Origin of the sequence: Paenibacillus gyeongsangnamensis (genome assembly GCF_027533625.1) — a bacterium.
Classification (GTDB): Bacteria; Bacillota; Bacilli; order Paenibacillales; family NBRC-103111; genus Paenibacillus_G; species Paenibacillus_G gyeongsangnamensis.
In genome coordinates, this window is the sequence record NZ_JAQAGZ010000030.1 from 15695 (window position 1) to 41735 (window position 26041).

General features: G+C 44.3%; 26 protein-coding genes, 1 pseudogene and 1 riboswitch. Of the genes and pseudogenes, 8 read left to right on the forward strand and 19 right to left on the reverse strand.

The window, feature by feature from the left end; translation table 11 throughout:
- Nucleotides 1-471 precede the first annotated feature (471 nt).
- Both O9H85_RS38050 and O9H85_RS32495 read right to left on the reverse strand, forming a co-directional pair.
- Nucleotides 472-816: pseudogene (locus tag O9H85_RS38050) on the reverse strand (response regulator); the annotation flags it as partial.
- Between the two features lie 152 nt (nt 817-968).
- Entirely contained in the window at nt 969-3218 is a 2250-nt protein-coding gene (locus O9H85_RS32495; RefSeq protein ID WP_269885527.1) for an FAD-dependent oxidoreductase, read from the reverse strand.
- A gap of 128 nt (nt 3219-3346) precedes the next feature.
- On the opposite strand from O9H85_RS32495, the gene O9H85_RS32500 reads away from it, so the two are divergent.
- Nucleotides 3347-4132 carry an AraC family transcriptional regulator gene (locus tag O9H85_RS32500; protein WP_269885528.1) on the forward strand — a complete coding sequence of 262 codons (786 nt, stop codon included), beginning with the start codon at nt 3347-3349 and terminating at the stop codon, nt 4130-4132.
- Between the two features lie 255 nt (nt 4133-4387).
- Here O9H85_RS32500 and O9H85_RS32505 read toward each other — a convergent pair whose 3' ends face one another.
- Nucleotides 4388-4720: a winged helix-turn-helix transcriptional regulator gene (locus O9H85_RS32505; protein WP_269885529.1), complete on the reverse strand. Its 333-nt coding sequence runs from the start codon at nt 4718-4720 to the stop codon at nt 4388-4390.
- A gap of 150 nt (nt 4721-4870) precedes the next feature.
- Here O9H85_RS32505 and O9H85_RS32510 point away from each other — a divergent pair, with 150 nt between their 5' ends.
- The 3 genes from O9H85_RS32510 to O9H85_RS32520 all read left to right on the forward strand — a co-directional run bounded on the left by O9H85_RS32510 (nt 4871) and on the right by O9H85_RS32520 (nt 7618).
- Nucleotides 4871-5272: an MFS transporter gene (locus O9H85_RS32510; RefSeq protein ID WP_269885578.1), complete on the forward strand. Its 402-nt coding sequence runs from the start codon at nt 4871-4873 to the stop codon at nt 5270-5272.
- Between the two features lie 7 nt (nt 5273-5279).
- Entirely contained in the window at nt 5280-5906 is a 627-nt protein-coding gene (locus O9H85_RS32515) for an MFS transporter (protein ID WP_269885530.1), read from the forward strand.
- A 116-nt stretch (nt 5907-6022) separates the two neighbouring features.
- The gene (locus O9H85_RS32520; RefSeq protein WP_269885531.1) at nt 6023-7618 is read left to right on the forward strand and encodes a stalk domain-containing protein; all 1596 of its coding nucleotides are present in this window, start codon (nt 6023-6025) and stop codon (nt 7616-7618) included.
- 205 nt (nt 7619-7823) lie between these two features.
- Here the strand turns inward: O9H85_RS32520 and O9H85_RS38055 are convergent, their stop codons facing one another.
- The 4 genes from O9H85_RS38055 to O9H85_RS32540 all read right to left on the reverse strand — a co-directional run bounded on the left by O9H85_RS38055 (nt 7824) and on the right by O9H85_RS32540 (nt 11229).
- Nucleotides 7824-8069: an aminoglycoside adenylyltransferase domain-containing protein gene (locus O9H85_RS38055; RefSeq protein WP_409348238.1), complete on the reverse strand. Its 246-nt coding sequence runs from the start codon at nt 8067-8069 to the stop codon at nt 7824-7826.
- Nucleotides 8023-8661: a nucleotidyltransferase domain-containing protein gene (locus O9H85_RS32530; protein ID WP_269885533.1), complete on the reverse strand. Its 639-nt coding sequence runs from the start codon at nt 8659-8661 to the stop codon at nt 8023-8025. The genes O9H85_RS38055 and O9H85_RS32530 overlap by 47 nt, the downstream gene beginning before the upstream one ends.
- 108 nt (nt 8662-8769) lie before the next feature.
- On the reverse strand, nt 8770-9303 hold the full coding sequence (locus tag O9H85_RS32535; protein WP_269885534.1) for a 2'-5' RNA ligase family protein: 534 nt from the start codon (nt 9301-9303) through the stop codon (nt 8770-8772).
- A gap of 510 nt (nt 9304-9813) precedes the next feature.
- Nucleotides 9814-11229 (reverse strand): PQQ-dependent sugar dehydrogenase, encoded by a 1416-nt coding sequence (locus O9H85_RS32540; protein WP_269885535.1) that lies wholly within the window; start codon nt 11227-11229, stop codon nt 9814-9816.
- 196 nt (nt 11230-11425) lie between these two features.
- Between O9H85_RS32540 and O9H85_RS32545 the strand changes: the two genes are divergently transcribed.
- The gene (locus O9H85_RS32545; protein WP_269885536.1) at nt 11426-11860 is read left to right on the forward strand and encodes an SRPBCC family protein; all 435 of its coding nucleotides are present in this window, start codon (nt 11426-11428) and stop codon (nt 11858-11860) included.
- 282 nt (nt 11861-12142) lie between these two features.
- On the opposite strand, the gene O9H85_RS37590 is transcribed toward O9H85_RS32545, so the two are convergent.
- The 4 genes from O9H85_RS37590 to O9H85_RS32570 all read right to left on the reverse strand — a co-directional run bounded on the left by O9H85_RS37590 (nt 12143) and on the right by O9H85_RS32570 (nt 15118).
- On the reverse strand, nt 12143-13015 hold the full coding sequence (locus O9H85_RS37590) for an SRPBCC family protein (protein ID WP_333474294.1): 873 nt from the start codon (nt 13013-13015) through the stop codon (nt 12143-12145).
- 29 nt (nt 13016-13044) lie between these two features.
- A complete protein-coding gene (locus tag O9H85_RS32560) occupies nt 13045-13515 on the reverse strand; it encodes a MerR family transcriptional regulator (RefSeq protein WP_269885537.1) in 471 nt (156 codons plus the stop codon).
- A 119-nt stretch (nt 13516-13634) separates the two neighbouring features.
- Entirely contained in the window at nt 13635-14453 is an 819-nt protein-coding gene (locus O9H85_RS32565) for an MFS transporter (protein ID WP_269885538.1), read from the reverse strand.
- Between the two features lie 65 nt (nt 14454-14518).
- The gene (locus O9H85_RS32570; protein WP_269885539.1) at nt 14519-15118 is read right to left on the reverse strand and encodes a TetR/AcrR family transcriptional regulator; all 600 of its coding nucleotides are present in this window, start codon (nt 15116-15118) and stop codon (nt 14519-14521) included.
- Between the two features lie 510 nt (nt 15119-15628).
- Between O9H85_RS32570 and O9H85_RS32575 the strand changes: the two genes are divergently transcribed.
- Nucleotides 15629-16009 carry a MerR family transcriptional regulator gene (locus O9H85_RS32575; RefSeq protein WP_269885540.1) on the forward strand — a complete coding sequence of 127 codons (381 nt, stop codon included), beginning with the start codon at nt 15629-15631 and terminating at the stop codon, nt 16007-16009.
- Between the two features lie 31 nt (nt 16010-16040).
- Nucleotides 16041-16802: an SDR family oxidoreductase gene (locus O9H85_RS32580; RefSeq protein WP_269885580.1), complete on the forward strand. Its 762-nt coding sequence runs from the start codon at nt 16041-16043 to the stop codon at nt 16800-16802.
- A 109-nt stretch (nt 16803-16911) separates the two neighbouring features.
- Here the strand turns inward: O9H85_RS32580 and O9H85_RS32585 are convergent, their stop codons facing one another.
- The 5 genes from O9H85_RS32585 to O9H85_RS32605 all read right to left on the reverse strand — a co-directional run bounded on the left by O9H85_RS32585 (nt 16912) and on the right by O9H85_RS32605 (nt 20902).
- On the reverse strand, nt 16912-17157 hold the full coding sequence (locus O9H85_RS32585) for a hypothetical protein (protein ID WP_269885541.1): 246 nt from the start codon (nt 17155-17157) through the stop codon (nt 16912-16914).
- A gap of 285 nt (nt 17158-17442) precedes the next feature.
- Nucleotides 17443-17949: a DinB family protein gene (locus tag O9H85_RS32590; RefSeq protein WP_269885542.1), complete on the reverse strand. Its 507-nt coding sequence runs from the start codon at nt 17947-17949 to the stop codon at nt 17443-17445.
- Between the two features lie 252 nt (nt 17950-18201).
- Complete coding sequence (locus O9H85_RS32595) at nt 18202-19128, reverse strand: aminoglycoside phosphotransferase family protein (protein WP_269885543.1); 927 nt, start codon at nt 19126-19128, stop codon at nt 18202-18204.
- A 142-nt stretch (nt 19129-19270) separates the two neighbouring features.
- On the reverse strand, nt 19271-20473 hold the full coding sequence (locus O9H85_RS32600; protein ID WP_269885544.1) for a macrolide family glycosyltransferase: 1203 nt from the start codon (nt 20471-20473) through the stop codon (nt 19271-19273).
- Nucleotides 20474-20605: 132 nt separating this feature from the next.
- Nucleotides 20606-20902, reverse strand: a complete 297-nt coding sequence (locus tag O9H85_RS32605; protein ID WP_269885545.1) for a hypothetical protein — start codon at nt 20900-20902, stop codon at nt 20606-20608.
- 528 nt (nt 20903-21430) lie between these two features.
- Between O9H85_RS32605 and O9H85_RS32610 the strand changes: the two genes are divergently transcribed.
- Complete coding sequence (locus O9H85_RS32610) at nt 21431-23560, forward strand: GMC family oxidoreductase (protein ID WP_269885546.1); 2130 nt, start codon at nt 21431-21433, stop codon at nt 23558-23560.
- A gap of 540 nt (nt 23561-24100) precedes the next feature.
- On the opposite strand, the gene O9H85_RS32615 is transcribed toward O9H85_RS32610, so the two are convergent.
- Genes O9H85_RS32615 through O9H85_RS38065 form a run of 3 tightly spaced genes read right to left on the reverse strand, consistent with a single transcriptional unit; the run spans nt 24101 to nt 25470 of the window.
- Entirely contained in the window at nt 24101-24469 is a 369-nt protein-coding gene (locus tag O9H85_RS32615; protein WP_269885547.1) for a hypothetical protein, read from the reverse strand.
- A gap of 46 nt (nt 24470-24515) precedes the next feature.
- On the reverse strand, nt 24516-25145 hold the full coding sequence (locus O9H85_RS38060; protein WP_409348239.1) for a hypothetical protein: 630 nt from the start codon (nt 25143-25145) through the stop codon (nt 24516-24518).
- A 16-nt stretch (nt 25146-25161) separates the two neighbouring features.
- A complete protein-coding gene (locus tag O9H85_RS38065) occupies nt 25162-25470 on the reverse strand; it encodes a DUF2653 family protein (protein WP_409348240.1) in 309 nt (102 codons plus the stop codon).
- A 124-nt stretch (nt 25471-25594) separates the two neighbouring features.
- A riboswitch (cyclic di-AMP (ydaO/yuaA leader) is annotated at nt 25595-25799 on the reverse strand.
- Between the last annotated feature and the right edge of the window lie 242 nt (nt 25800-26041).

Here is a 26041-nt window from a genome sequence, read left to right on the forward strand (position 1 = left end):
CCGAAACGTGTCGCTGAGAAAGGAGAGGCTGCGATCCAACGACTTATACAGCTCCTCCATAATCGTTTCCAATTTGCCTCGCAAATACGGCAAATTATCGCTCTCCGTGTGGAACATCAGCAAATAAACGCCGTCCCCGGCCGGGACCCATGTAAAAAAATACGGACGCTCCAACGAGGTTAGCACGTCTTCGATTTCATGGAGAACGAATAAACGGCCCTCCACTCGCGTCTCCACATGAAGCGCGGCGAGACGAAACGGCGGCTTGAGCGGGAGAGAAGCTTGCAGGAAATTTTCCGGATCGCTGTCGACATCCGTTTCATGAACATAGGAATGCTGCTGCTCCATAACCTTCTGAAATCGCTCGAGTAGGCTTTTGGATACTTGCCAGCGCAACCGTTCCGCCTCTCCCCGCTGCAGCGATTTTGCCCGATAGGCGTCCTCTTTTGCTTTCAGCAATGCTTGTTCGAGATCATGGTCGTCCATCGTTACTTTTACAAGATACTCAACCGCACCGAGCTTGAGCGCTTCTTGCGCATAGGCGAATTCCGAATGGCAGGTAAGCAGGATGATTTGGGTATTCGGGAACTCCGACTTCAGGCTTCGTGAAAGCTCGAGACCGTTCATCACCGGCATTGTAATGTCCGTGATCACAATATCCGGGGAGAAGTTGCGGCAAAACCGCAGCGCCTCCTCGCCGTTTTCCGCTTCGCCGATCAATTCCGTATGATGCTCTCCCCAAGAAAACAAACGAAGCTCCTGACGGATAGGCAGCTCATCATCTACAACCAATACGGTTAACGCATCGTGATTCATGCCGCACCCCCCTATGGAAACGCTTTAATTATATCACTTTTTTGACAAGTGAGCATTTGGATCATTTCCTAAAAAGTGTACACGGTTTGATACAGAAACAGAAGATGGCCACGCAAACCGATGCATGAACCATCTTCCGACACGTTAAGGAGCTATTCGTATACCCGGACCTCTACGATTTCAGCTCGCGAGCAGCCGTTGGTCGAATCTGCCACGATGCGAAGCTTATCGGCTGCGATAACGGAATCCAGCGTATGCACCTGTTTGCGCTTATGATTGTTATGTCCCTCGGCTGCCGTGATCCAGTCGCCGTTCGCATGAACCTGCACGCTGTAATTTTTGATTAATTCCGGGATTACCTCGAACGGCGTGCGGTGATGATGGAGGTTAATCAAGTCTTCGTTCACGTCGTCATTAAAGGTGATGTGGACCGTTCGGACATTCACCGGTTTCGGCCAACTCAGCTCCAGCCATTCCGGCGAGCCTTCCCGCACGACTGCGGAAGACCACAGATGCGGGCCTGCATATGGACGCGAGTAACCGTCAACCACTTTCTCCGGAGCGAATGCCTTTGTTTGAGACAGCAGCCGGAAGCAGAAAGGCTTTCGCGCAACCGAACGCATGCTCCACTGGATGACAGGCTGGTGCGGTTGATGATCCTCGAGATCCGCAGATACGATGGGTCTTGGGCCTTTCACGAAGGCGAGGACCCCCGATTGCGGCTGTCCGGACAAATGCAGCGCCAGCGTTTCGTTCGCTTTAATAATAATAAAGGCATTCTGAGGGGCCGCCGGCTTCCAGCTCAAATTCAGCTTCACCCATTGCTTGAGTCCTTTGCCGACTTGAGCTGTTGCTGCCGTCTGCAATGCATGCGGGACATAATTCTCGCCGCGGCCGGTACTCCACAGTTCCGCCTTCAGCATCGAGGCTTCTGCGGCGTCCACCAATAGTTCAATGCCGTCGATCTCCGGGTCTACCGGCAGGAGCAAGCCGACATCGGCCTTAAGCGGATAGGTCTCCGCCGGCGTTTCCACAACCAGCTGTGTATTGGTGCTGGATGCCGTTACATTAGCTTGCAGCGCCAGGTCGGCCGGATCCTCGTTGCGCAAGCCCACGATCGAAGCATCCTGCCGCAGCATGATTTGCTGCAGCTCGCGCAGGTGGCTGTTATGCAGCTCGCGCGGCGTGATGCCCTTCTCTACACACAATGCGGCCCCGGTGCCTGCTGCTTCACCGATTACGGCACAGGTAGCCATCACGCGGGTCGTTCCGAAAGCAACGTGCGAAGCGCTGATATTGCGACCGGCCATGAGCAGATTATTTACATTCACAGAATACAGGGAGCGGAACGGGATATGGTACACGCCATCTATGTGCAGATGCTTGGATCCACTTTCTGCCGAATACATGCCTTGCGGCGGATGAAGATCGATGGACCAGCCTCCGAACGCAATGCGGTCTTCAAATTCGCGTTGCGCGACGATATCGTTCTGATTGAGCACATAATCGCCGATGAAACGGCGAAACTCTCGTTTCCCCGGGATGGAGCCGACCCATTCCAGGGTCATATGATCGGCATCGAATTTGCCTGAGTTTTTGATATAATCCCAAATCCCGTAAATCACGGACCACAGTTCATCGCGAATCCGCTCATTTTCGTGGACCGTATCGATTTCCCCGCCCCATTCGATCCACCAATAAGCGCATCCATTATCACCGCTGCGGATGACCCGCTTCATCGGAATCGTCGTTTGCATAATGTCTTTGGCAAAGCCGGGCGGGATGTATTTAACAGGATGACCCGCATCCTTCGTATAAAAAAGCAGGGTACTGCCCAGTGTGATGTCGTCCGGTACCAATGACGCCCAATCTTCGTTATACTCTTCCTTGGCCTCACGGCCGATTCGATATTTGGCGCCCGCAAGAAATCCGACCAATCCATCGCCGGTGCAGTCGAGGAACATTGCGCTTTCAAAACGGATCCGCCGTTCCGATCCCATCATCCAGCCGGTAACGGAGCGAATGGACCGGTGATTTTCATCTCCTTCCGCCTCGACTTCATGCACATCCGTGTTCAAGAACAAGCTAATATTTTTTTCCGTCCGTACTTTCTCCAGCACAACCAAATCCCAAAAATACGGGTTTCCATCTATATTGCGATACTGGTTCTCGACGAACATTTCTCCCATAATGCCGGTTTCCCTTGCATAACGGTGAGTTCCGTGTGCGGTAGCTCCGCAAACCCATACCCTCACCTCGCTGCTGGAATTACCGCCAAGTACAGGCCGATTCTGAATCAGCGAAACCGTTCTGCCCAGACGGGCCGCAGCCACAGCAGCACAAACTCCGGCCAATCCGCCGCCGACAACCGTAATATCGGATCTAACAACCTCCTGTCTCATGTTCCAACACTCCTTCCATAGGAAATAAATATCTTAAGTTTCATCATATAACACGATCTTTTCAAATGACATGCATCGTATTACGATAAGCTATATACTTTATTTCAATTTCAGGAGTGTCGGAGCGAATGAAACCTGAATCTTTCCTACGGCTGGTTACGCACGTTTACTGGTATCAAAAGGAGTGCTTCTCCCTTGAACGCGACATCTACCCTTACTGGACGATGTTCGCCGTTGAAGACGGCCGGTTTGCTTATTCCATTAGCGATCGCGAAGGGGAAGCGGGGTTTGGCGACTTAGTGGTTTGTCCCCCGAACACCTGGTTTCATAGAAGGACGCTCAGCCCGCTGACTTTTCACTTTCTTCATTTCATTTGGGAGTCAGAGCCGGAGCTCACGATGGAACAAGGATGGACAGAGAAGCTTAGAGTTTCGGATACGGAACGGTTGTCTTCCGATTATCGGTATTTGAAACGGCTGGCATCGGAACGGGACCAGACCTCTCTATCGCATAAACAGCATCTATTAAACGACTTGCTCCGATTAGTGGAGATGGAGCGGGGGCTTCAAAAGGATACTGTACAGGCTGCCCTACATCCCGAGGTACAGCAGGCGCATCAATTCATGCTGGCTCATGCATACGGCCCTATCGATTTGCGCTATTTGGCGCATTCCCTGCGTTTGACTCCGGTTCAGCTGACCCGGCGGTTTCGCTCGGTTTATGGGGTGACGCCCACCGAATTTATTACGGAGCTGAGGCTGAGCCGCGCCTGCCGTTTGCTCGAGGAAACCTTGCTCAGTATCGACAAAATCGCGCAGCGGTGCGGTTACGAGAATGGGTTTTATTTAAGCCGAGTTTTCCGGCAAAAGAGGGGAATGACTCCCTCCTTTTACCGGAAGACTCATCGCGTGTAGAATGGCACAAAGCATGGGAAACCTAAAAATTTTTTATTCCACTCTACTATCCGTTACTTCAACGACCGGGAGCAGGTCGCCTCGGGCATTCTTGCCATGTTGGACCGTAAGGAATGAACCAAAGTGCATTTAACCCTGGTACCGCCGCGTTGTCTGTAACGGCAAGATTCCGAAGATTTAGCCATCCACCCTCAGTACAACCGTTCTTGCTCCTAACAGCACGGTGCGCTGGAAGTGTACAAAAGCCACTTTGAGCTACTCATTGTTGTTTCCCCACTTCATGGCCCATCTCTCCATCTCCTTAAGAGCCATCTGAAAATCCATTCCTTTTTCTGTCAATGAATATTCAACCGTCACCGGTACAGTAGGAAATACTTGACTTAGAACAATCCCATTTTGTTCTAAGTGCCGCAGTGCATCGGTTAAAGATTGCGTCTTGATGATGGCTAAATCTCTATGGAGCTGTTTAAATCGTTTCGGCCCTTTAGATAGTTCAGCGATCACCAGGAATGCCCATTTTGCACCAAGTATTTGCAGCACTGAACAGATGTTGGAGAAACCCTGTACCTCTTCCTGCTTAGGATCCATACGTCTTCACCCACCTACTTAAAGTTAGTAAGTCAAAACATTTGGACAATATCCAAATACTTTGCCTTCTTACATTATTTATGTAACTTAATTATAATTCGATAAAGAGATCTCGAAAAGACCATGAAAGGAAGTAATCGAATGAATCGAATGTCAATATACGTTCTTGCTCTAGGGGTATTTCTAACGGCAACTTCTGAGCTCGTTATCTCTGGAATTCTTCACGTCATTGCCAAAGACTTAAATATTTCCATCGCCCTTGCCGGGCAATTGATCACGGCATATTCTCTTGCTTTTTCGATGGGAACTCCTATCATGGTATCACTCACTTCCCACATAGGACGCAGAAAAGTGTTGGTAGGTTCTTTGGCTGTTTTTATCTTGGGTTGCTTGGCTTCTTTTGGTAGCTCAAATATTTCGATCTTAATGGTTTCTCGAATGATCCTAGGTAAGCGCAGGCGTCTATCTTGTCGTAGCGTTCGCTACGGTTGCACATCGCACTGCCTAGTTTCTCGGCAGGCACTAATTCGGCACGATCGTTCTCGGATTTAGCAGCGCTATGGTCTTAGGCGTTCCAATCGGGATAGCCATTACCAACTGGTTGAGTTGGCATGCGATTTTCATCATTCTAGGCTTAATCAGCCTTTTGATTACATTCGTTATCTTCCGCCATCTGCCGGAGATCGAAGGGGACGCACCGATATCTTTCCAACAACAATTCAAAGTGCTGGGAAGCTTCGTCATCGTAAGTGGTTTGCTTCTTACCTTTTTTAGGGAATCAGGCAATTCGATCCTGTTTACTTATCTAACGCCATTTATTAAAGACATCCTTCATATGAAAGCCACCAATATTAGTATCATCATGCTTGTATTCGGTATTTTCGGTACAATCGGTTCACGTTTGGGCGGTTATGGCGTCGATAGATTGGGAGCCCCACGAATCATTATTTCTAGTATCATCGTTCATGTGGCATCCCTAGCCCTTCTACCCTTGTTTTCTAAATCGTTAGTGATCGGATTAATGTTGATCGCCCTCATGGTGTTCTCTATGTTCATAACGGCTTTAGAGTCATTTCGATACGGCAGTATGGATGAGAGCAAGCTCCACGGCAATAATATCGTGAAAGAAGCGACTACTCCTCGGCGTCGACGAGATCTCGATCAAAGAGTCGAATTTTTTATATAATTTTTCGATCTTATGTGATCAAATTGCCATGTCTCGCATAGAACCAGAAGGTATTTTCCATTTTTTTGTCGAATTACGGTGGAGGTATACACTCTCAATGACTTAGGAGGCAATTCATGAAAAAATGGTTTCTTGGACTCGCAGTATTATTATTCGTCAACAGCTCAGCTATATCAATGGCATATGCCGATTCTGCAGAGCTATTAGAGCAAGATCCGGTTGTTCTACCCATGAAAGACGATCATGGCCAGAACTGGGTATTGAAGAACCAAAATGCTAAGTATCGCCTGAAATGGTCATTTAGCAGTGATAGTCCGTATGATCATTTTGATGCAATGAAAGTCGATAATCAAACAGTCATCTTACATAATTTTAGCGAGGTTTTTGCGGTTAGCAACAACGGTCAAGTTTTGTGGAAGCGGCAAAATAAAAGCCGCGACATCAAGATCGGTGCTGATGGAAGTCTATATACGTTTACTGACGATTTTTCCTATCTTGACAAGAATAAAACTTCTTCAAAAATAACTGCAACCCGTTTCAACATGAATGGTACCGTACTTAGCCAGTATAAAGATTTATCGCTTGCAATAGTTCGGAATACCAATTCCATTTTACCGGAATTGTTCTATACTTTTGACTGGAAAGGTAACTTGATTGCTCTATTGGATAATGGACTGACCTCGCTTCGGACTGACGGAACGGTAAAATGGCAAGCGAAAGAGTTGAAATATAACGATACATCCTACAATGTCTTTGCAATGAATGCACTGCTTGCTTATCCGCAGGGCAATTTGTTGGTGGGCATTGATAACCAGCTCCTTTGCCTGAATGATGACGGGAAGGTGGTGTGGGCAATTCCTACCGTATTATCGAAATCTGGAGCAAAAGTAACAAGGAACTACGTGGTGTTCAATGGGAAAATTTATACGGTTACCTCAACCGGACTTAAAGAAGAGACAGATCCCGATATTGTAGCTTCTCTTAGCGGAAAAACAATAGATCATCATGGAGGTTATTTTCAGGTCGATGGGAAAACGTCCACTTTATCGGACATTGACGCCCAATCGGGCAAAGCTAAATGGAGCTATACCTTAAGTGCTTCTGAACGTTCTGCAGGTTATAATTTGACCGGGAAATTCAAACAAAACCTTGCTTCTGACGATCAAGGAAATGTATACATTTCGACAAATGGCGGTACCATACATTCTTTAGATCCTCAAGGCAATCCGCGGTTTTCGCTGCAGATCACAAATAAAATCATAGGCTATTCACAGATTATTCCTCTCACAAAGAAAACCATTATCATTACTAACAACAGACATGCAATCTGTCTTGAAAGGGTAGATGACATTTCCTTAAGTCTGAACGGGGAAGAGCAATCTCTACAGCATCAGCTTTTCAAGCAGGATGGTCGGGTGATGATCTCACTCCGTGAAATTTTTGAAATGCTTGAAGCCAAAGTTACCTGGATTGCAGATCAAAATGAAATCATTGCCGAGAAAAATGGCAAGAAGATCATCATGCAATTAGGATCAAATGAGGGCACCGTCAACGGAATTGCCACAATTTTTGATACGGCGCCGGTTCTGCTTGATAACGTGACCTACGTGCCAATCCGTTTTGTTAGCGAATCCCTAGGCAGTCAAGTAGAATGGGACGATGTAAATGAGATCGTTCGAATTACGGACACTACCACAAATGGATCGAAGTAAATGCTTTAACTACAAATGCCATTACAAATAAGAGGTGATGGCATTTTTTAATGGCGCAGTTTCTGCAGTTGTAATCGTCAACTTTTGAGAATTATATTTTGGACTGATCCGATAAAACAGTCGTGGCGGACTAGGATAAAAAAACAAAGTCCTAAACTGTCACGACTGTGCTATCATTGAACTCCCTCGGCACCCGTTCAATTCCCTAGAGTAAAATATCTTTGAATTGCATACGGGCATAGTTCCTGAAGGCGAGAAGGTTAGTTTTGTCCCATTCCTTTCCACCTGTTCTTCTTTGCTCCTCATTTACTATATCTGAAGAACGATAAACATCAAGTGCTCGTTGAATCAATTGATAATACTCCTGTGGTAAATGTTCGATTCCCCATTCACCGCCTTCATCTTTACTTGTGGACTTTCTGATTATCTTCTCTAAACAGTTGAAATACACGGCAAATGTTCAAAACACTATAAAAGGGCGTCTCTAGAATATGCTCATCATGAAGTATCCATTTAAAGTCGTCCATAACAGATTCTATAAAATACTGCCATTTTACTTTGCCAAATATATCTGATATGAGTTTACCATATAAACAAATGCCACGCTGCGTTACATAGGTCAAATGAGAGGGTAAGTCAACGTCTGTTTTCTCTTTACTATAGTCTATTTCATCTTTGAGTATCTTCTCTTGCCATCCCGAGCTGTAATGAACTTCAAAGGGTATCGGGACGGGTACTTGCCTTGCTACCTCAGATGTGATAACACTAAGTTCAACGTTACCAGTCGTAGGTCTGTTGACCGTCTCGTTGGCGATGGAGACTCCAACTGTTTTAGCCAAATCGACTGCTAATTTACCGTTAACTACCACAATCAGGTCAATGTCACTTTTGGGACGATAGTAACAGCCCATAGCTAATGAGCCGTGGAGATAGATACCTATCAACTGATTTCCCAGAATAGTTTTCAACCGTTCCACCAGTTTTTCAACGAATTGCTTTATATCTTCATCACAGTAAGACCAGATTTGTGCTCTAATAACCATCGACATCACTCCTTCTGTCATGTGCTGCAACCTTTGGACTTCCACTATTTGAACAACAACCCGTCCTCCGATATTAATATTAATTAAAGACTTGAATCACTTCGCTGGTTAGCGACCAAATTGGATATCTTCAAATGGTATGTACTTGTTTTGTTCCATTTCTTTATATACCCGTAAGTAATTGACGTGAAAGGTCGGAAAAGGAGCTAGGGCGTAAATTGCTGAGAGCTTCATTTCTTCAATCTCAGTTTCGTTCATACCCCAATAGGTTTGCCCCAAGGTCAAATGAGGATGAAAGCGATCCAATTCAAAGTAACGATCGATCAACTCTGGTGACGGAGATACTGTATCCACCAGTCGCTTGTGCAAATCATAAACTTCTTCCGATTCAACACCAAGGAATGTTATGGCATTCCCAAACGTTGCTGGCTCTGACATTGATAAGAGAAAGCTTTTGATTGATGAGCAAGTTTCCCTAACATTATCCAGCCAACGCATATCTTCCGTAAGTCCGCCCTGCGCCTTTACAGTTATGTGGGGCTCCACAACATCTTTTAAACGATTACTAACCCAGCGATTACGAAATACTGCAATTTGCTCTTTATATTCGTCGGGAGGGACAATACCTATGAAATATTGCATATCACACCTCACAATACTTTGAAACGATGTCATTACCACTTCAACCTCTTAATTCTTCAAGCAATTTCCATTATCCTGCCCTTTAGCCATCCATGCAGTGCAAGCACCTCACCACAGATGATGAAAATCGGTAGTGGAATCAATACTGCTACTACGGCTGGGAAAGGAAGGTCGATGAGTTGTAACAGTGAATTTAATTTTCATGGGAGTTCAATAAAACAAAAGGAGCCGCGGTAAAGCAGCTCCTTCACAAACGTATCCGTTTAGCGCAACTGCCAATGTAATGATCGGAACTCACATCTTCAAGAAATGTCATCGTGATCATATCTGACCGGAATTGAAACAACGATTTCGCTTTGATATTTCACTGAGATATAAAAATGGATTGACTGGTGGGGATGAAGGATTCCTTGAAGAGGATCGAAAGTTCCAAGGAGAAACAGATGATCCGTATGGAGAAGCATGGCATGTGCCGAAAGCAGTTATTAAGTCGAATTTTACAGTTATGAATTATGGAACAATTTCAAAAACAGTACCTTGGTTAAACTCACTCACTCTCATAGAGCCATAAACCCCTAAATATAGTCTGGTTTGATCCAGATTCGTTCCCAAAGAAACATAATAAGCTGATTGAGATCCAAAATTATAATCGGTTTCAATAACACTAAAATCATTTAGTTTACAATCTGATCTTACCCTGGTACAAGCTAAAACCCCTCTAACCGGAAGCCCAGATTCTTCTCTCCGGGCAAGATCGGTAAACACAACGCTTCCCGTTAAATCGGGGATTCCATTCCCCATATATGGCTGGACTCCTGTAAGTGCAGTTCCTCCAAACTTATCGGGTCGGGGATCTTTATGAAAATAACTAGTTAAAGGCTGCAGACGCCTCACTGAAGTTTTTATTGCTTCATTGTAATAAGCAATTGTTTTCTCATCCAAGGTCGGATTTGCAGAGCAGTCCCTTATAATCGAAGCAGGAAAAGCACCTTCCCACCCTCGCCAGCCAAAGTTAATAAATCCTTCTTGGTCGGGTTCAGATTTCATTAAAAAAGCTTGAATAAGCTGAGTAACCGGTATTGGTTTATAATGAACGAATGAAAAAATCGATTCTACTAAATCCTGTCCGACATTTCCCACATATTTGATGTACTGATTATAAAACCTTTGGAAAGAAATTCCTGGTATATTACGAACCCCTTTGGCAATTACCGTAAGAGTTTCCTGAATGAGTGCGGGAAGTTCATTTAAACGTGTGACTACAGGTGGATTATCGATAAATGTGTTTTTAACTACATCAATTTCAATTATTTTACCGGCGATTTCCATATCGTCCTGGCTTAAATTAAATGGATCATAGCCTGATCCCCCATCTCCGGTTGTTAAAACAAGTTTTCCTGTTTCAGGTGAAAAGTTTAAGCTATTGACACCATTATGATTTAAAAATGGTCTTCTTAAGTTAAGTAATGTCCGTCGTTTTTGAGTTTGACCATTCGATTGTAAAATCCATTCTTCAACTGTATCAATATGATCATACTGAGTTTCTCTATTTATCCACCTTAAGTTTAAGGTTCTGGGATCACACGGGTTCGGCTTAAAAGGTACTGGAAGAGCACCTGGACCTTGTGTTCCAGCTACTGAATAATGAAGATAAAATAGACCGTTATTATAAAATTGGGGATGAAACGCTAGCCCTAGCAATCCCCGTTCATCATATCCACCACTAGAAGCACCTAGTTTTATGACTCGCGGGCGAATATCTAAAAAAGTTCTTATAACTCCGTTTCCTATGTAAAAGATCTCTCCTACCTGGGTTGCAATAAATAATCTTTCAATTGAGTCACCCGGAAGTATAGTTGTTTTCAAAACAGTGGGTAAATTTATCTTACTTACAATAGGCCGTAAACTAACCTTAACTTTTATCAACTAACTTTACTCCCCTTCTTATTGTTTTCATTTATAAGAATATGATTAGAACTGTTCTAGTAGTACCAAATTAGGGCCGGGGAATCTGACAAAGGAACAGCCTCGTGATGTAGTTTTATTGAACTAGCGTTTCCCTTAAGTTTAGTGGTATTATTAGGAATGAATGTAATTTTAATATAATGAGGCGGTAATAATAATGGAAACAAGTGATAAAGCAACAATAACAGTAGAAACCACAGTTGATGCACCAGTTGAAAAAGTGTGGGAATATTGGACAGAACCACAGCATATAACGAAATGGTCTTTTGCTTCTGATGACTGGCATGCACCAAATGCCGAAAATGATTTAAGGGTTGGCGGAAAATTTCTTACAAGAATGGAAGCAAAGGATGGAAGCTTTGGATTTGATTTTGGTGGAGTTTATGATGAAATAAGAATAAACGAATTTATTTCTTACACTCTTGGGGATGGAAGAAAAGTTACTGTCACTTTTATTAGTCAAGAAAACGACACTAAGGTAATTGAAGCTTTTGAAGCAGAAACCACCCATTCCATTGAGCAGCAAAAAGCAGGCTGGCAGGCGTTTCTAGACAATTTTAAAAAATATAGCGAACTTTCTAAAGATAAATAAAAATAAATCGGACATGCAGTTGAATAATAATTATTGATTGGCTAAGTTTAAACCTTCCTTTTTGGAAGGTTTTTTATGCTATCAAAATTAAAATTTTGAGACTATACGCCAAAGGCAAAAAAATGTTTTACCGGACCTTAAGCGGGCAGCCGTATCCGTAAATAAAATACAATATTGCGTTAGCCTGCCATTTAGCTTAATGAAAATAAAGAGCAGCTGGCAAACTGCTCCTTATTAATTAACTAACGTACCAGTAACACAGGAATGTATGGGAGTTTAAACCTATTCGGAAAGCCTCTTCATGAGCAATCCGAGCCTGTCTAAATTTTGTTCATTCGCCTCTTCGCAAATTGGTTTGAGCTGGGTGTATTCTTTCTCTGTTTCGAAAGTCTGCCGGAAAGTGATCTCTGTTCCACCGTCAACGTCCTCGAATGTAGCAGTCAGAATAAAGTGAGGTCTGGTTTCGTGCCTCAGCACAATACATTCGGGCCCAATTTCATGAAAAACGCTTCGGTTCGGATAGTCGGCTCCGTTAGTGCCATGCATTGTATATTCCCAGACGCCTCCGGGTCTTAAATCGAAAGTGTGGAAAGTATTTGTGAAACCGTTTGGTCCCCACCACTGGGCGAGGAGTTCCGGCTCCGTCCAAGCCCGGTACACCAAATTTCGAGGGGCATCCAACTTACGACGAGACACGAGTTCGAAGGTGTCTGCGTTACTTTCCCCAAGGGATTTCCCGAGAAGGTCCAGCAATACCTTAGTTCCATGCTCACGTTGTTCCGGCGTATCGTGGCCGTCAAAAAACGTTCCCTGTTCTGTAAATACCAGTTTGATGCCATCGCTGGTCTGCTTAAATTCAATGGTCGCGATGGAAACCGATATCCGGACTTCTCCTTGGTCCAAACTATACGTGTAAACCAGACGTTCATTGGGTACGATTTCCTGGTAAAAAGCCTCAAATGTATACACAGGTCCGCCTGAAGGGCCACCCCTGCTAAATTCTCGTCCGCCGACGCGGAAGTCGAATACCTCGGCAGGCTGGAACCAGCGCGCTTTAGCGCTCCGATCCGACCATGCCGCAAACAGCCGTTCCTGAGAGGTATGGTAAATGCGCTCAATTTGGAATGTAGAGTGAGTTGTAAATCGTTGATTCATAATTAAATTCTCCTCCTAGAGAAATTATGTCAATCGTTTAGAAAATCGCCAAGCAGATCGAAACGGCGTTCCCAGTTCAGCCGGTGTTCAATGATATACTTTTCATGGCTCATCTTCATGGTTTCCAGAAGTGAAATAAATGCATCAACGGAAGGCGGCTCCTGATGGTTCATTCGTTCGGCCACGCGTTCGAGTTCAGCCAGAAGCTTCTGCTCAGTCTTTATATTTTTCCGGATCCGTTCAATCTGAATAGCCACGACTTCAGACGGGGTAAACGTATGACCTTTCAGCACCGTCTGAATTTCTTCAAGCGATAAGCCCAAATCTTTAAGAGACAAGATTTGTTGCAGCCGTCTGATATCGGCTTCGTTATACAACCGATGACCGGCTGTGGAATGCCCTGACGGTGAAAATAAGCCGATCTGATCGTAAAACCGCAAAGTACGGACTGTAAGTCCGGTCAATTTGGCAAGATCCCCTACTTTCCAATTCTGCTGCATAATCCACTCCGTTCTTTGGCGCTAGCTGTTTACCGGTATCTTTAGTATAAAACATGACTTTACGTTAGGTGCAAGAGAGATTTGATTATTCCTCTTAATACTTCATCTCTCCATCTTTTTCATAACCTTGCAGTAGCATCCTGTAGGTTACGTTTTCTAACTCTTAGCGATAAGCCGAAACAGATAAGCAGAATAACGCAAGCGAGCGTATACGGATAGTTGATATCCACATCGAACAAAAATCCGGCTACGATAGGTCCAGCAATATTCCCGAGACTGGTAAAGGCCGAGTTAAGGCCGGCAACGTAGCCTTGTTGATCCTTGGCCAGCCGTTGATTCGCAGAGGATGGAAAATCCGATGATGTTTCTTTTGCAGGCAGAGACTCCTGCAGGATAAACAAAGTGATACCGGCTGCGATAATCCCCGCTACTGCTGCAGTATAAAAGGGTGCACGGATACCAAATTCAGCGATATATCCGCCAATGCCAGGCCCGATAATAAAACCTGATGTAATGGCCGCGTTAATATAGCCCATCCCGGTAGCGCGTTCCCCTTTCGTCGTGACGTCTGCCGCGTAAGCCATTACGGCCGGCATGATCAATGCAGCACTAATGCCGCCGAGCATTCTTGAAACAAACAGCAGCACCGGGTCGCCCGCTATCCCGAACAGCCCTTCAGACAAGGCAAAAACGATCATGCCGATGACAATCATCCGTTTTCTTCTGAATGAATCAGCCAATCGGCCGGCTAGCGGCGAAAAAAGAAGCTGTGTCATCGAAAAGACTGCAACCAATAGGCCGATAGTACTCCCGGTAATACCCAAATCCTCCATGAACTTAGGCATAATCGGTATAACAAGGCCGATCCCAGTAAAGACTAGAAAAAGATTTAACATCAGGAGCAGTAAAGCTCCCCGATTTTTTAATAATAACACCATTCTTTGTTCCCCCAAACGCTATCCAAACATACTGAATATTCATTCTAGATAAGAGTATAAAAAAGCTAGCGGGACTGCTTGGCAATACCATGTAAAAACACATCCATAGCCAACCGGTAAGCCGCCAGCGCTTCCTTACGTTCCATTCTTCGAGAATGTTGACTTAAACCAAACAGCAGACTGTCCAAGATAATGGAGGGTCCGATAACATTCGTGATTTCAAATTCACCGTTGTCAATCCCTCTCTGCAGCAACTGCTGGTTAAAGTTAAGATAACCTTTGACCATTTCGTCAATACGCCCTTCCACATCCGAAGCTTTCTCGGAATTGTTGAAAAACTCATCAACGGCCTTGGTCAAAGGATGATTCAATTGATCGAGCGCCAAATGTTCAGCCATTCCGTACAATTTATCGATTGTGGTCGGGTAGAGCGGTTCCTTGGCCAGCCATGTCTCTTCCCATTCCCTATTCCATTCTTCAATTAAATGTAGAAATAGCCCTTCTTTGCTCTTGAAATGATAATAAATGTTGCCGGCGCTGCAGCCGGTTGCTTTCACGATATCTTCAATTGATGTGGCCTTGTAGCCTTTTTGCACAAATAAAGCTCTGGATGCATCGGCTACCTTCTTTTTCGTTTGCTCGCTTTGCAGTTTCTTTTTATTCATTCATACTTCACCTCTTTCTAGCTGGCTGAGTGACGATAATGCTGTCGCGCAAACCCTAACGGACCGGAAACAATTTATTTAGGGAAAAATCGGTCTGTAATACTGAACATTTATTCAGTATTATATGCGATAAGACAGACTTGCGTAAATTTAATCTAAAATGAAAGCACAATCCTTATAGATTGTGCTTCAGAAGTCATGCTTGTTAGATTACGTTTACCCATGCATCGCCCAGCCAAGTGTGAATATGATACCAATAGTCTCCCCATTTTAACAAGGCTGCCAATCATCATTCGCGGCAGGCTTATTAGCATTCATTATTTTACCGTTAATTGCGCCTATATGAAACTTCACACTTGAATAATTAAAAAGCCTCCTTCACAGTGGTTCAATTTTATTATCCCTTCGACAGACCAAATTATTTATTTGTTTTTTTTGTTGACTTAAACCATGGTTTAAGTCGTATCATATTCGTGTCGACATGAAAGATCAAACCTTGGAGGCCTCCAAATGAAGTATTGTTCAATTAGCGAAACATCAACCAAATTCAATATTCCAGAGTCAACGATACGTTATTATGAAAAAAAAGGACTATTACCACTAATCGAGCGTGATGAAGCTGGGAGGCGGTTATTTTCAGAAGATCAAATTACGCTCCTTGAAATTGTTATTTATTTAAAAAATACGCACATGCCAATAAGTGGTATCAAGCAATATGTTGATTGGGTAGTAGAAGGAGATAACACCATTAAACTCCGACTTGAAATGTTGAAGAATCACAAGCAAGCTGTTCTAGCTGATATTTCGCAAATGACAGAATCCTTAAAAGAAATTGACGTAAAAATTACACGTTATACCAAACGCATTCAAGAAAGAAAAGAACAAAAATAAGATGAAAAAAAAATGGAGAAGAGGAAATATTATGAAACTTTCAGGAAATACAATACTTATTACTGGCGGAAGTTCTGGAATAGGATTAGCTTTTGCAGAACGCTATATAAAAGCTGGAAATACAGTCATTGTTAGTGGACGACGTGAAAATGTTCTTCAGAATGCGAAAGAAAAATTCCCTAGCCTTATTACTCGTGTAAGTGATTTGAATATTGAATCCGAGCGTGCGGCATTGTTTGATTGGGTAACAGCGAACTATCCAGAAGTGAATGTGTTAGTTAACAACGCAGGGATTCAACAACGCTTTAATGTGTTAAAAGCGGATGCGAAAAACAATTGGAGTTATTTCAGTAAAGAAATCACAACCAACATTGAAGCACCTTTCCATCTCTCTATGCTGTTCGCTCCATTTTTTGCAACAAAAGAAGAGGCAACGATCATTAACGTGACATCTGGGTTAGCTTTTACACCGTTTGCGATTGCTCCGATTTATTCAGCAACAAAAGCGGCGCTTCATTCATTTACAATGAGCCTAAGACACCAACTTTCTGAAACGTCTGTAGAAGTAATTGAAGTTGCTCCTCCGGCAGTGAATACAGATTTAGGTGGAGCGGGGTTGCATACCCAGGGAGAACCATTAGATGCCTTCGCAGATGGAATTTTCAAAGGATTAGAAGAGGGTAAAGTGGAAATTGGATATGGTACTTCTGTGAATCGCTTACGCATGTCACGAGATGAAGTCGACGTATACGTAGAAAACATGTATAAGGCAACTAAAAACACAATTGAATAAGTTATCCATTCCTTTGAAAACAGGGAGCAGATCCACGCTATCTGTTCCCTGTAACCTGATGTTTGGTCCAATGGAGGCAACACTGAATAGCTTTATTTAGTTTCTTTCGTCATATCCCCATAGTTCCAATAACCATATCAGTGTACGCGAAATCCTTGTAGATCTCCTGGTTCTTCTTATGGAATAGATGGATTAGTTCAGTCAGTTCGAAATACGGCAACGACCCTGATTTCCATTCCAAAAAAGATTGATACAAAGGTTCCAGAGCCTCTTCAGTTACCAATTTGTGATACTCATCAATAATTTTACGCTCTTGCTCTCGTTTTTGTTGTTTAGGAGTTAATCTGCTCTCCAAGTACTTTTTCTCCTTTTTTATATTGCTAAAAGAATCTACGATAAAAGTGCATTAAACTTCCGAGTATTTTGTTACGTAAAGCCTCCAAATGTATATAATTATCCTGCCTTTAGTAGACAAAAGGCAACCGATCCACTTTGGCCGGTCGCCCTTCCTGTTGTAATTTAAACTTCCTTACAATAATTTCCTATGTACATCTGGATTAGGCATTTACATCGGGTACACAAGGGACTAGTGTATCTTACACTGATAGATCAGGACAGCATTAGAGTGGAAGCAAAAAACTTATTGCTGCGCCCGAGCTGCCCGCATGGCCGCGGTTTCTTCTTCGTTAGGGCCGTAGAGACCTGGCGCTACGAGTCCGGCCTGGCGCATCAGAATCGTCATCTGGCCACGGTGATGAATTTGATGGCGGAGCATGATGTTGAGCACGCCTCCATAAGTCGTATCGATGAAGTTGAACAAGCGAAGAGATTCCTGCAGCTTGGCATCAGACCACTGCTGAGCCAAAGCCGTTACTGCAGCGTCATTAACGCGGCGATAGGCGGCTGCGATAGCCTCTGCGGAAGTCGGCTGGTCTTTGTAGTCCGGTACTTCCATTTGCAGACCTGCCGAATTCAGAAAAGCGCCGAAGCTGCCCACCAAGTGCCAAGCAAGATCACCGAGGGAACGCTGTTGAGCCTCTGAAACCGGTTGCTTCAGTGAAACGTCAGTGAGGTTGTCCAACACTTGCAGAGTAAGAGAGGCTTCATGCTTCCAGTCTTCCAGAAATCCTTTTACACTTGTGTACATTGGCTCATCTCTCCTTAGTTCATGTTATGAGTGCTGCGGGCTATTTCAATCATAACCAATTATATCGTACAAACGTTCGATAGTACAGTACTGTTTTTTTAGTTCAGTACCCTCACCTGTATATTTTCAGTATTGGCACTTGATGGCTCGTACACTAAAAGAACCGACGATACAGCTCTCGTCTTCGTGCAGCGGCAAAATGCCCCTAATTATTTCAACTAACGTACCCGTTAGTCGAATTATCATTCTCATTCAATTGGTCAAGCTTAAAAGTTCATCACGAAGTGAAAAATAAGCATCATTCCATCCCATCTTCGCATAGAAGCGTAATCCGATCAATCCATTGTAATACTTAGCCCCAATTAATCTTTCCTTAAAATTAGGTATGGTAATACCCTGTTGATGCTGATAATTCTGGTATACCTCGATAACATTGAGTTTCTTTAAGTGCCAATCTAGAGTCGCAAGGTCGACTAGAAAATCTCCATATTTACCATTACTGTCAATGATGCCGGTTATCTTTTGCCCATCAGATAAAATATTCCACTGGTGGAAATCCCCATGAATAAAATAACGATGTGATTCATTATATTTGGAGTAAGATATTAAACGGTTATAGCATTCAAAAAAGACATCTTTCTCCAGACAGGAAGTTTCAAATAAGCTGTACCACCCCTCCCAGAATGTCCCCTCTTGATCCTCTGCATTAGTAGCAATTACATACTCATTCCAAGAATTATATGTACCATTTCCACTCGCATTTATCGTTCCATAGCCGCTTGTCTTTCCTAACTCAACTTGGTTCATTAGCTTTAGAATATGAATGACCTCCGGAAGCATTCGGCGCTGTTGCTCGAGAGAACTGCTTGCCAGATTGTGACCATTGATCTTTTCAGAAATCAGATAGTTCAATAATTTGTATTTACCTAGCCCGACACATTGAGGAAAAGAGATACCCTTGGAAGTTAAGAGGGTTGAAATAAATTTTTCAGTTTCAAAACTCCCTTCTAAATCGCTAAATTTAATAACGTATTCGTTATCAAAAACCGAGAAGGAGAATACAGCACTTAAATTACCCCCTTTTAATGGCGTTATCTCGGTCACATTCGAACCAAAATATTTACTCAATACAACGTCGACTTCCGTAATTTCCACAGTAGGTTTTTCGTATGCTGTCATCTATTCCTATCCTTTCCCTTTTTCGTCTTCTAGACCTTTGTTTAGGTAACATTTTAGCATTTTGTTCCTGTAGAAAAGGAGGGAAAGATAAATTTAGATTTTATTTAACCTACCCGTTTGTTGAATAAAAAATTTTTTATATTTAGATATGATATTGACTTTTAAATTCGAAAATCTCATCAACAGCTTGATGATACCCGCCTGATTTTCGAAAGGATTCCCTAATATTTGCAACAGCTTTCTTGAAAGATGAGTGGCTTAACACATGATCTACGGCTTCACATAGATGATTTGCAGTCAAGCTTTGCATTTGTAAATTAATACCTGCTCCGATATTGGCGACTTGCCCGGCAATTATCGGCTGATCCGCGCTTTGTGGGATTACAATTAACGGAACCCCGTAATAGAGACCTTCATTGGTACTGTTCATTCCACCATGTGTAATAAATAATTTAGTGTATTGCAGTACATCCGTTTGTGGAACATAATTTTTTACGATAAAATTTTTAGGAATATCCCCTAAATCAGATATTTGGACTTTATTCCCAATAGACATGACAATAGTATGATCCGTGTTCCCAAATGCCTCAAAACAAAGCTTATAGAAATCAATTGCTTGGTTAAAGACTGTACCCAGTGAAATGTAAATTGGGTTTTTCTCCTTGATTGCAGTAATGTCGAAGTTTTCTTGAGTTAATCGTGAAGAGATGGATGGACCTACAAATTTATAAGTTTGGTCGAATGCTTCTCCATAAGGTTGAAACTCCCTTGTTGTATAAACGATTGTAAGTGGTGCAGGATTACAAAACACTTCGTAAGTTGAATGAATCTCCACATCATATTTTTCCTTCACCATTGCCGTCAGGCTTTGAAATTTATCGTTTATAGGCTTAATTATTTCTGTAGGGACTTTTATAGAAAATTGTTCCAACATCTTATCGAATGAACCTTTTGTCTGCGCAAAAGAAGTACAAGAGTTGATTGCAGGAAGCTTAAGAATTTGAGCAAGTAAACGTCCACAACCAAACATGGAATCATGGATGATGTAATCAAAATGCTCTCCTTTGATCTGTTCAAGAACGCTTGGTATGACTATATCTGCCGTAAGTAAAAGACCGTTAATTCTTTCGAGTAAATAATCTCTTCCACCTGAGATAAAGGCTTTTATAAATTTTTGATCGTCAAATGTTCGTACTGAAGCTCCCGTCTTCTCAATACGCTCCCGAAAAGCTTCTATAGAAAAGTACACTACCTCTTCTCCACGCGAAATAAGCTCTTGCACAACTCCAATAGTTGGATTGATATGTCCCTCTGATCCACCATTAATAAATAAAACACGCGCCATTTCTACCACTCCTTAGGTATACTGTTCTCTAAATTGGGTAAGAGTAAGGGGCACTGTCCCATACCATCGCTCGAATCAAATAATGGAATCAAGTTTATCATAGTACAACACTTGAAAATCTCAAAACTTTAATCACCATAATTGCGCACGACGAATGTCATGTTTGATGTTTTTCCGTTGGCTCGGCATATTCGGAACCGAATGCGTATGAATTTGATACAAAAGTCGTGCCGTAATTCGGGAGTCGATATATTCGTCGAACACATTTAGCTGTTGCTGCGGCTTAGACTGCTCTATTGCTCTGTCAATAAAACGCTTCATGATCAACTCGCCATAAATGCGTTCGAACACAATACCTGATCGGCCTTCTATATTTACCATTTCAAACGGCTGGGGTACAGGAAACCCGCAATCCCAGGCGATTCGCACTCCATCCAACTCCCTTAGTTTTTTCCCAATCGAATTAACGCGCATTATTATCCATATTATACCAGATGATAATCTCCTCTGAGGAGGAGATTCCAGTATCCTGTTCGTTAGCACAGCGAGGCTGCCGATCATCTCCGCTGCAGCCTCATGGTGTGGGTTATTAAGCACTCGTACCCGTTCAATTTAGTAATTCACATCAAATCCAATAGTACTACTCCTGCCATTATCGATAAGAAAGAAAGTATTTTTCTTCGATTATGTGTCCACTGAATCAGGAATTTGGCCGGTTCTATCTTTGAACGCGCAGACCAAATATCTAGCGGAGAGCCTAGGGCACGTGATAGACTAGACGTTAGAACCGCTTACATTCCCCTTCTTCCCTCCTGACGCCGTTTACAGTTAATTGAGGGGATGTAAGCGATCGAAACTGTTCATGGATGGAATGGTACGGTCGCAACGGGTGAAGGAGAGAAAGTTCTTTAGGATGAGTAATTATGTAAGCAGACTGTCATTGGGTGGTGAACGTAGATGAAACCCGGCGATCAGAATTATTTTTCGGGTGAGGTAGGCCCCATCTTGGAGGCGGTCGCAGATCGGATGATTCCGAAAGATGCATGGCCATCTGCAACCGAAGGGGGAGTTCTGGGGTACCTGAAACGTCGCGCAAGCGAGGATGTCGCTACCTGGATGGATTTGATTGAACCCGGACTTCGCGCACTGGATGCAGAAGCTATAGCTCTCCATCGTCAACCGTTTTCGGAACTTTCGGTTAACGAGCAAGATAGGCTGTTACAGTACCTTGAGCAAGATCGTATTCGGAACTGGCCCTTTTCGCCTAAACTTTTCTTTGCCACCTTATTGAGTTTGGTTATAGAAGGTTACTTTGGAAGTCCTGAAGCTGGCGGGAATCGTGAGGGTAAGTCGTGGGACATGATTGGATTTCGCCCGGGGCCCGTCTCTGAAATCCAGGCACCAGTCCCGGAAACCGATCTACCGCAACGGACCTTCGATCAGCTCCGAGACCAATATGATGTTATCGTCGTGGGAGCCGGTGCAGGGGGCTCGGTAGCGGCGGCGGTGCTAGCCGAATCGGGGCTTCGTGTTCTCGTTGTAGAGCGCGGAAGCTGGCTTCGCTACAATCAAGTAGGCAGCGATCATGTTCGCAATCATCGTTTTAGCAAATATGGCCACAACACAGGACCAGGTTTGGAAGGCAATCCACGCACGATTCTTTTGGCCAACGGAGACGAGCGGGTTACTGCCCCCTTTGAAGGCAACTATCATAATAACGCGATGACGTTAGGCGGCGGCACACGGGTCTACGGAGCACAGGCATGGAGATTTCATCCGGATGACTTTCGTATGGCGACTCGCTATGGGATTCCGGACGGGAGTTCGCTCAGCGATTGGCCGATTACCTATGATGAACTTGAACCTTATTACGAGCGAGCGGAGTGGGAAGTCGGTGTCTCTGGTGACGGTAACGCCCACCCTGGACGTGGGAGGCGATATCGCCCTTATCCAATGCCGGCAATGCCAAGGACGCTGGAAGCAGAACGATTAGCTCGGGCGGCAGCGAAACTCGGATGGGACGTCGGACCTGTTCCTCTCCTCATCAACTCAGTCGAACGTGACGGTCGACCTGCCTGTGGGCGGTGCGGCCAGTGTGTCGGGTTTGCCTGCCCGACCAATAGTAAGAACGGCGGCCACAATACGATGTTATTGAGGGCCATCGCTACCGGTAACTGCGACCTGATTTGCGATACCATGGTGGAGCGCATCGAAACCGAGGCAGGAAGGCTCGCCACTGGGGTTCGCCTTGTGCAGGCGGCGGGCTCGGTCCAACGTTTGCAGGTGCGAGCAAGGCATGTGGTGGTTGCAGCCGGAGCCATTGAAAGTGCGCGCCTACTTCACAATTCAGCAAGCGATGCAGAACCACACGGGATAGGCAATCGGTACGGACAAGTAGGAAAGAACCTTCAGGGTCATGTCTATTCGGGTGCCTACGCCCTCTTTGACGATCCGGTTCAAGACGGTCTTGGACCTGGGGTGAGTATTGCCACCTGTCGCTTTGCCCACGGTAACGGGGGCGGGATAATCGGGGGTGGGATGCTCGCCAACGAATTCACCCGGCTGCCGCTCATTCATTGGTATCGAGCGCTTGCGCCGGATGCGGCGCGATGGGGGAGCGCAGGCAAGGAAACGATGCGCGAGAGCTACTTGCGTACTAGTCATATTCAGGGACCGATCCAGGATATCCCGACCCCCAAGTCGAGAGTGCGGCTCTCTCCTACGGTTAAAGATCGCTTCGGTATGCCAGTGGCTCAACTCTCGGGAAGTGTCCATCCCGAGTCTCTTAGAGCCGCGGCCATGCTTTCCGAGCAAGCGGAGGCCTGGCTTTGGGCTGCCGGAGCACGGCGGGTTTGGCGAACCCGGCCAGGTGGAGAGCTTAGTGCTGGGCAGCATCAGGCGGGTACACTGCGCATGGGTAATGACCCTTCAACATCAGTTACCGACCCCTTCGGTCGTGTACACGGATACAACAATCTCTGGGTGAGTGACGGCTCCGTTCATGTGACCAATGGCGGCGTTAACCCGGTGTTAACGATTCTTGCCTTGGCTTTCCGCACAGCAGAAAACCTTGTTAAACAAGGTTAGCGAATTGTGGGAACGGATACGTGGAAGTAATATCCCCTGCATTAGAGAGGAATCCATAATCGATATCTGACAAGTAGTTCAATAAAACAAGGAGCAGCTGCTCTTAGGTAAATGCTCCTTGTTTTGCATAGATTATCTCATTTCATTAAAACTATCCTGCCTGTTCATATTATGAGGTCACCAGATCTTTCTGGTCGGCCTCAATTTGTTCGGATATTCCTCATAATCCAGATCATTTGGGACACGATTGGACATACCCAATAATGGGCGCATAAATCCGTTGTATTTGTTTCGGTAGTTTTTGCTTTATCGTAAACTAAGCCCATTCTCTTCAAAAACTTTTCCCTGTCCAACGTTCTGTTCCTCCTTTACCGATATATGTATCGTTTTTTTCAATATAAAAAGCCCCTCACATGGAGGAGCTTTGCTTGCAGTTGACGGTGATGCCTTTCGATGTAGCCCATTCTATAAAGACCAAACCCGCTTTTTGCTTTTATCGTGGCACGTCTTTGTTTGGTTGCTTGGGATCAGTTTTACCATTTATTCCTTATTATGCGGACAATACTTTAGAATTTCGGCAACAATTTGTTCCGGGTTTTGAACTTCAAAAATGACATAGTGGTAATGCTCGTGTTTATCAAGTTCTATGATGATCAACGGGCCCCGATGCTCGTAAGAAAGAAAATACCATTCTCCATTATAGCGGAAGCTTCCCTCATAAATATCAAATCCAGGTAAAGCTGTCCCTGGCATCTTGAGCATCCAAAATGGAGCATCGAATGAACCGACATGAACCTTGGTGATCGAACGGTAAGGAATTATAATTTGCCGTTTTAACGCTGCTAAACTGAGTAATCCTGATAAATGGAGAACCAATTCATTTTCATGAAATTCAACCTGTCTGCTCATGAGACCCATCTCCTTATTTTCTCATTGAATATACAAAACATTTTGTTTAGTATCGTGGACGGAAAAACAAACGGCGTAACACGGCAAACATCAGTAAAATGATAATCAGGTCAATAATGATCGCTAACGGAGAGAATACATGGCCTCCCCACGAATACCCCCACATAGGTCCCCAACCAAATCCATAGCCGCCGAACGGATGGAACAAGGATCCGAGCAGCACACCGGTCCAGAAATGACTGTGGTATGGATAATACTTATTCCCAACATATCCGCCGTTATAACCGCTTCTCGGGGTCACGTAGGTTGTGCCGCGGTAACCTGTCGAGTAGGATCCCGATGGGCCGCCCGAATAACTGCCGGAAGCCGAATTACCGGTTCCTGACCAACTTTTGGATGAAGAGGAATAGCCGCTGGAAGCAGAAGAATTAGACGCTGTGGACCAACCTGTACCCGAGCTATCTTTTCCGGCACTGCCAGGTGTCGTAAACGAGCCACTGCGAGCTGATGTCGACGGCGCGGTTGAAAAAGAACTGCTGCCGGAGTACCCGCCGCGACTACTCGAAAAACCGTGGCCTCCGGAATACCCTTTTGCAAAAGCATCAGTTGCTCCAAACAAGGTAAACGTAAGCATCAAAGCGATGAAAACCGAGCTGATTGAAACTAAACGTTTCATACCGTTTCTCCCCCTTTTATTGTCCTATCTGGACATTTGCCGAAAAGCCTTCCTGGTGAGAAAAAGCCAATTCAACGTCCATCAGATGAATGTTCATGTTATGGACATCAGCCAAAAACTCACAAACCGCATCAATCAAATTTTGCTCGTTCATGAAGTGTTCCCGGTCACGAAACATTCCGTTCTCCAGAACATCGGCCGATATTCCTTGACCCTGATCGTACCGGAGATTGATTTGAAAATGATGCGCCGCCCGTCCTTCCCTCTTGCTGCAAAAGTGACAGGCGCAGTCGATGATTTCCTGGGTATTTAAACGAATGAACATGAGCAATTTCCTCCCGAGAGATTGTTTATTACGAAAATAAAGTTCAACTGATTTTCAGCACAGCAAAAAACCACAGAGGCGCCGAAGGCTCTGTGGTCGATTATGTACGATCACATGCTTACACTTCCTCTCTCAAGCAACGCTTACGAGGTTAGCTGTCGGATTCGGGCGGTGAGATCGCCCTACTCGAAATACAGACGGCCTATAAAAGTTCAGGATCTGTATTCCGAGATTCACCCCATGCGGTCCGAAGGCCATAAAAATGCTTTTCGGTTCGCGTTTGGTTCCCCCGATCCCTTGACCAGCAAGGGATTCAGCGTTTCAGCATGATGTTATATTGAATTAATGATTGAATCATACTCCCGTTTAAGATTTATGTAAAACGCTATGTTAGAAGAAATTGTTTCACGGCAATGAATAACAGTAAATGTGAGCGTTTACTTATTAATAGATCTTTGATTTTCGCTTGATACCTCACTCATACGCATTAAATCTTAAAAAACATAGATATTTGAAGCAAATTAAGTCTTAGACTTGAATTGTTAATTTGGGCCATGTTGAGATGAAGTAT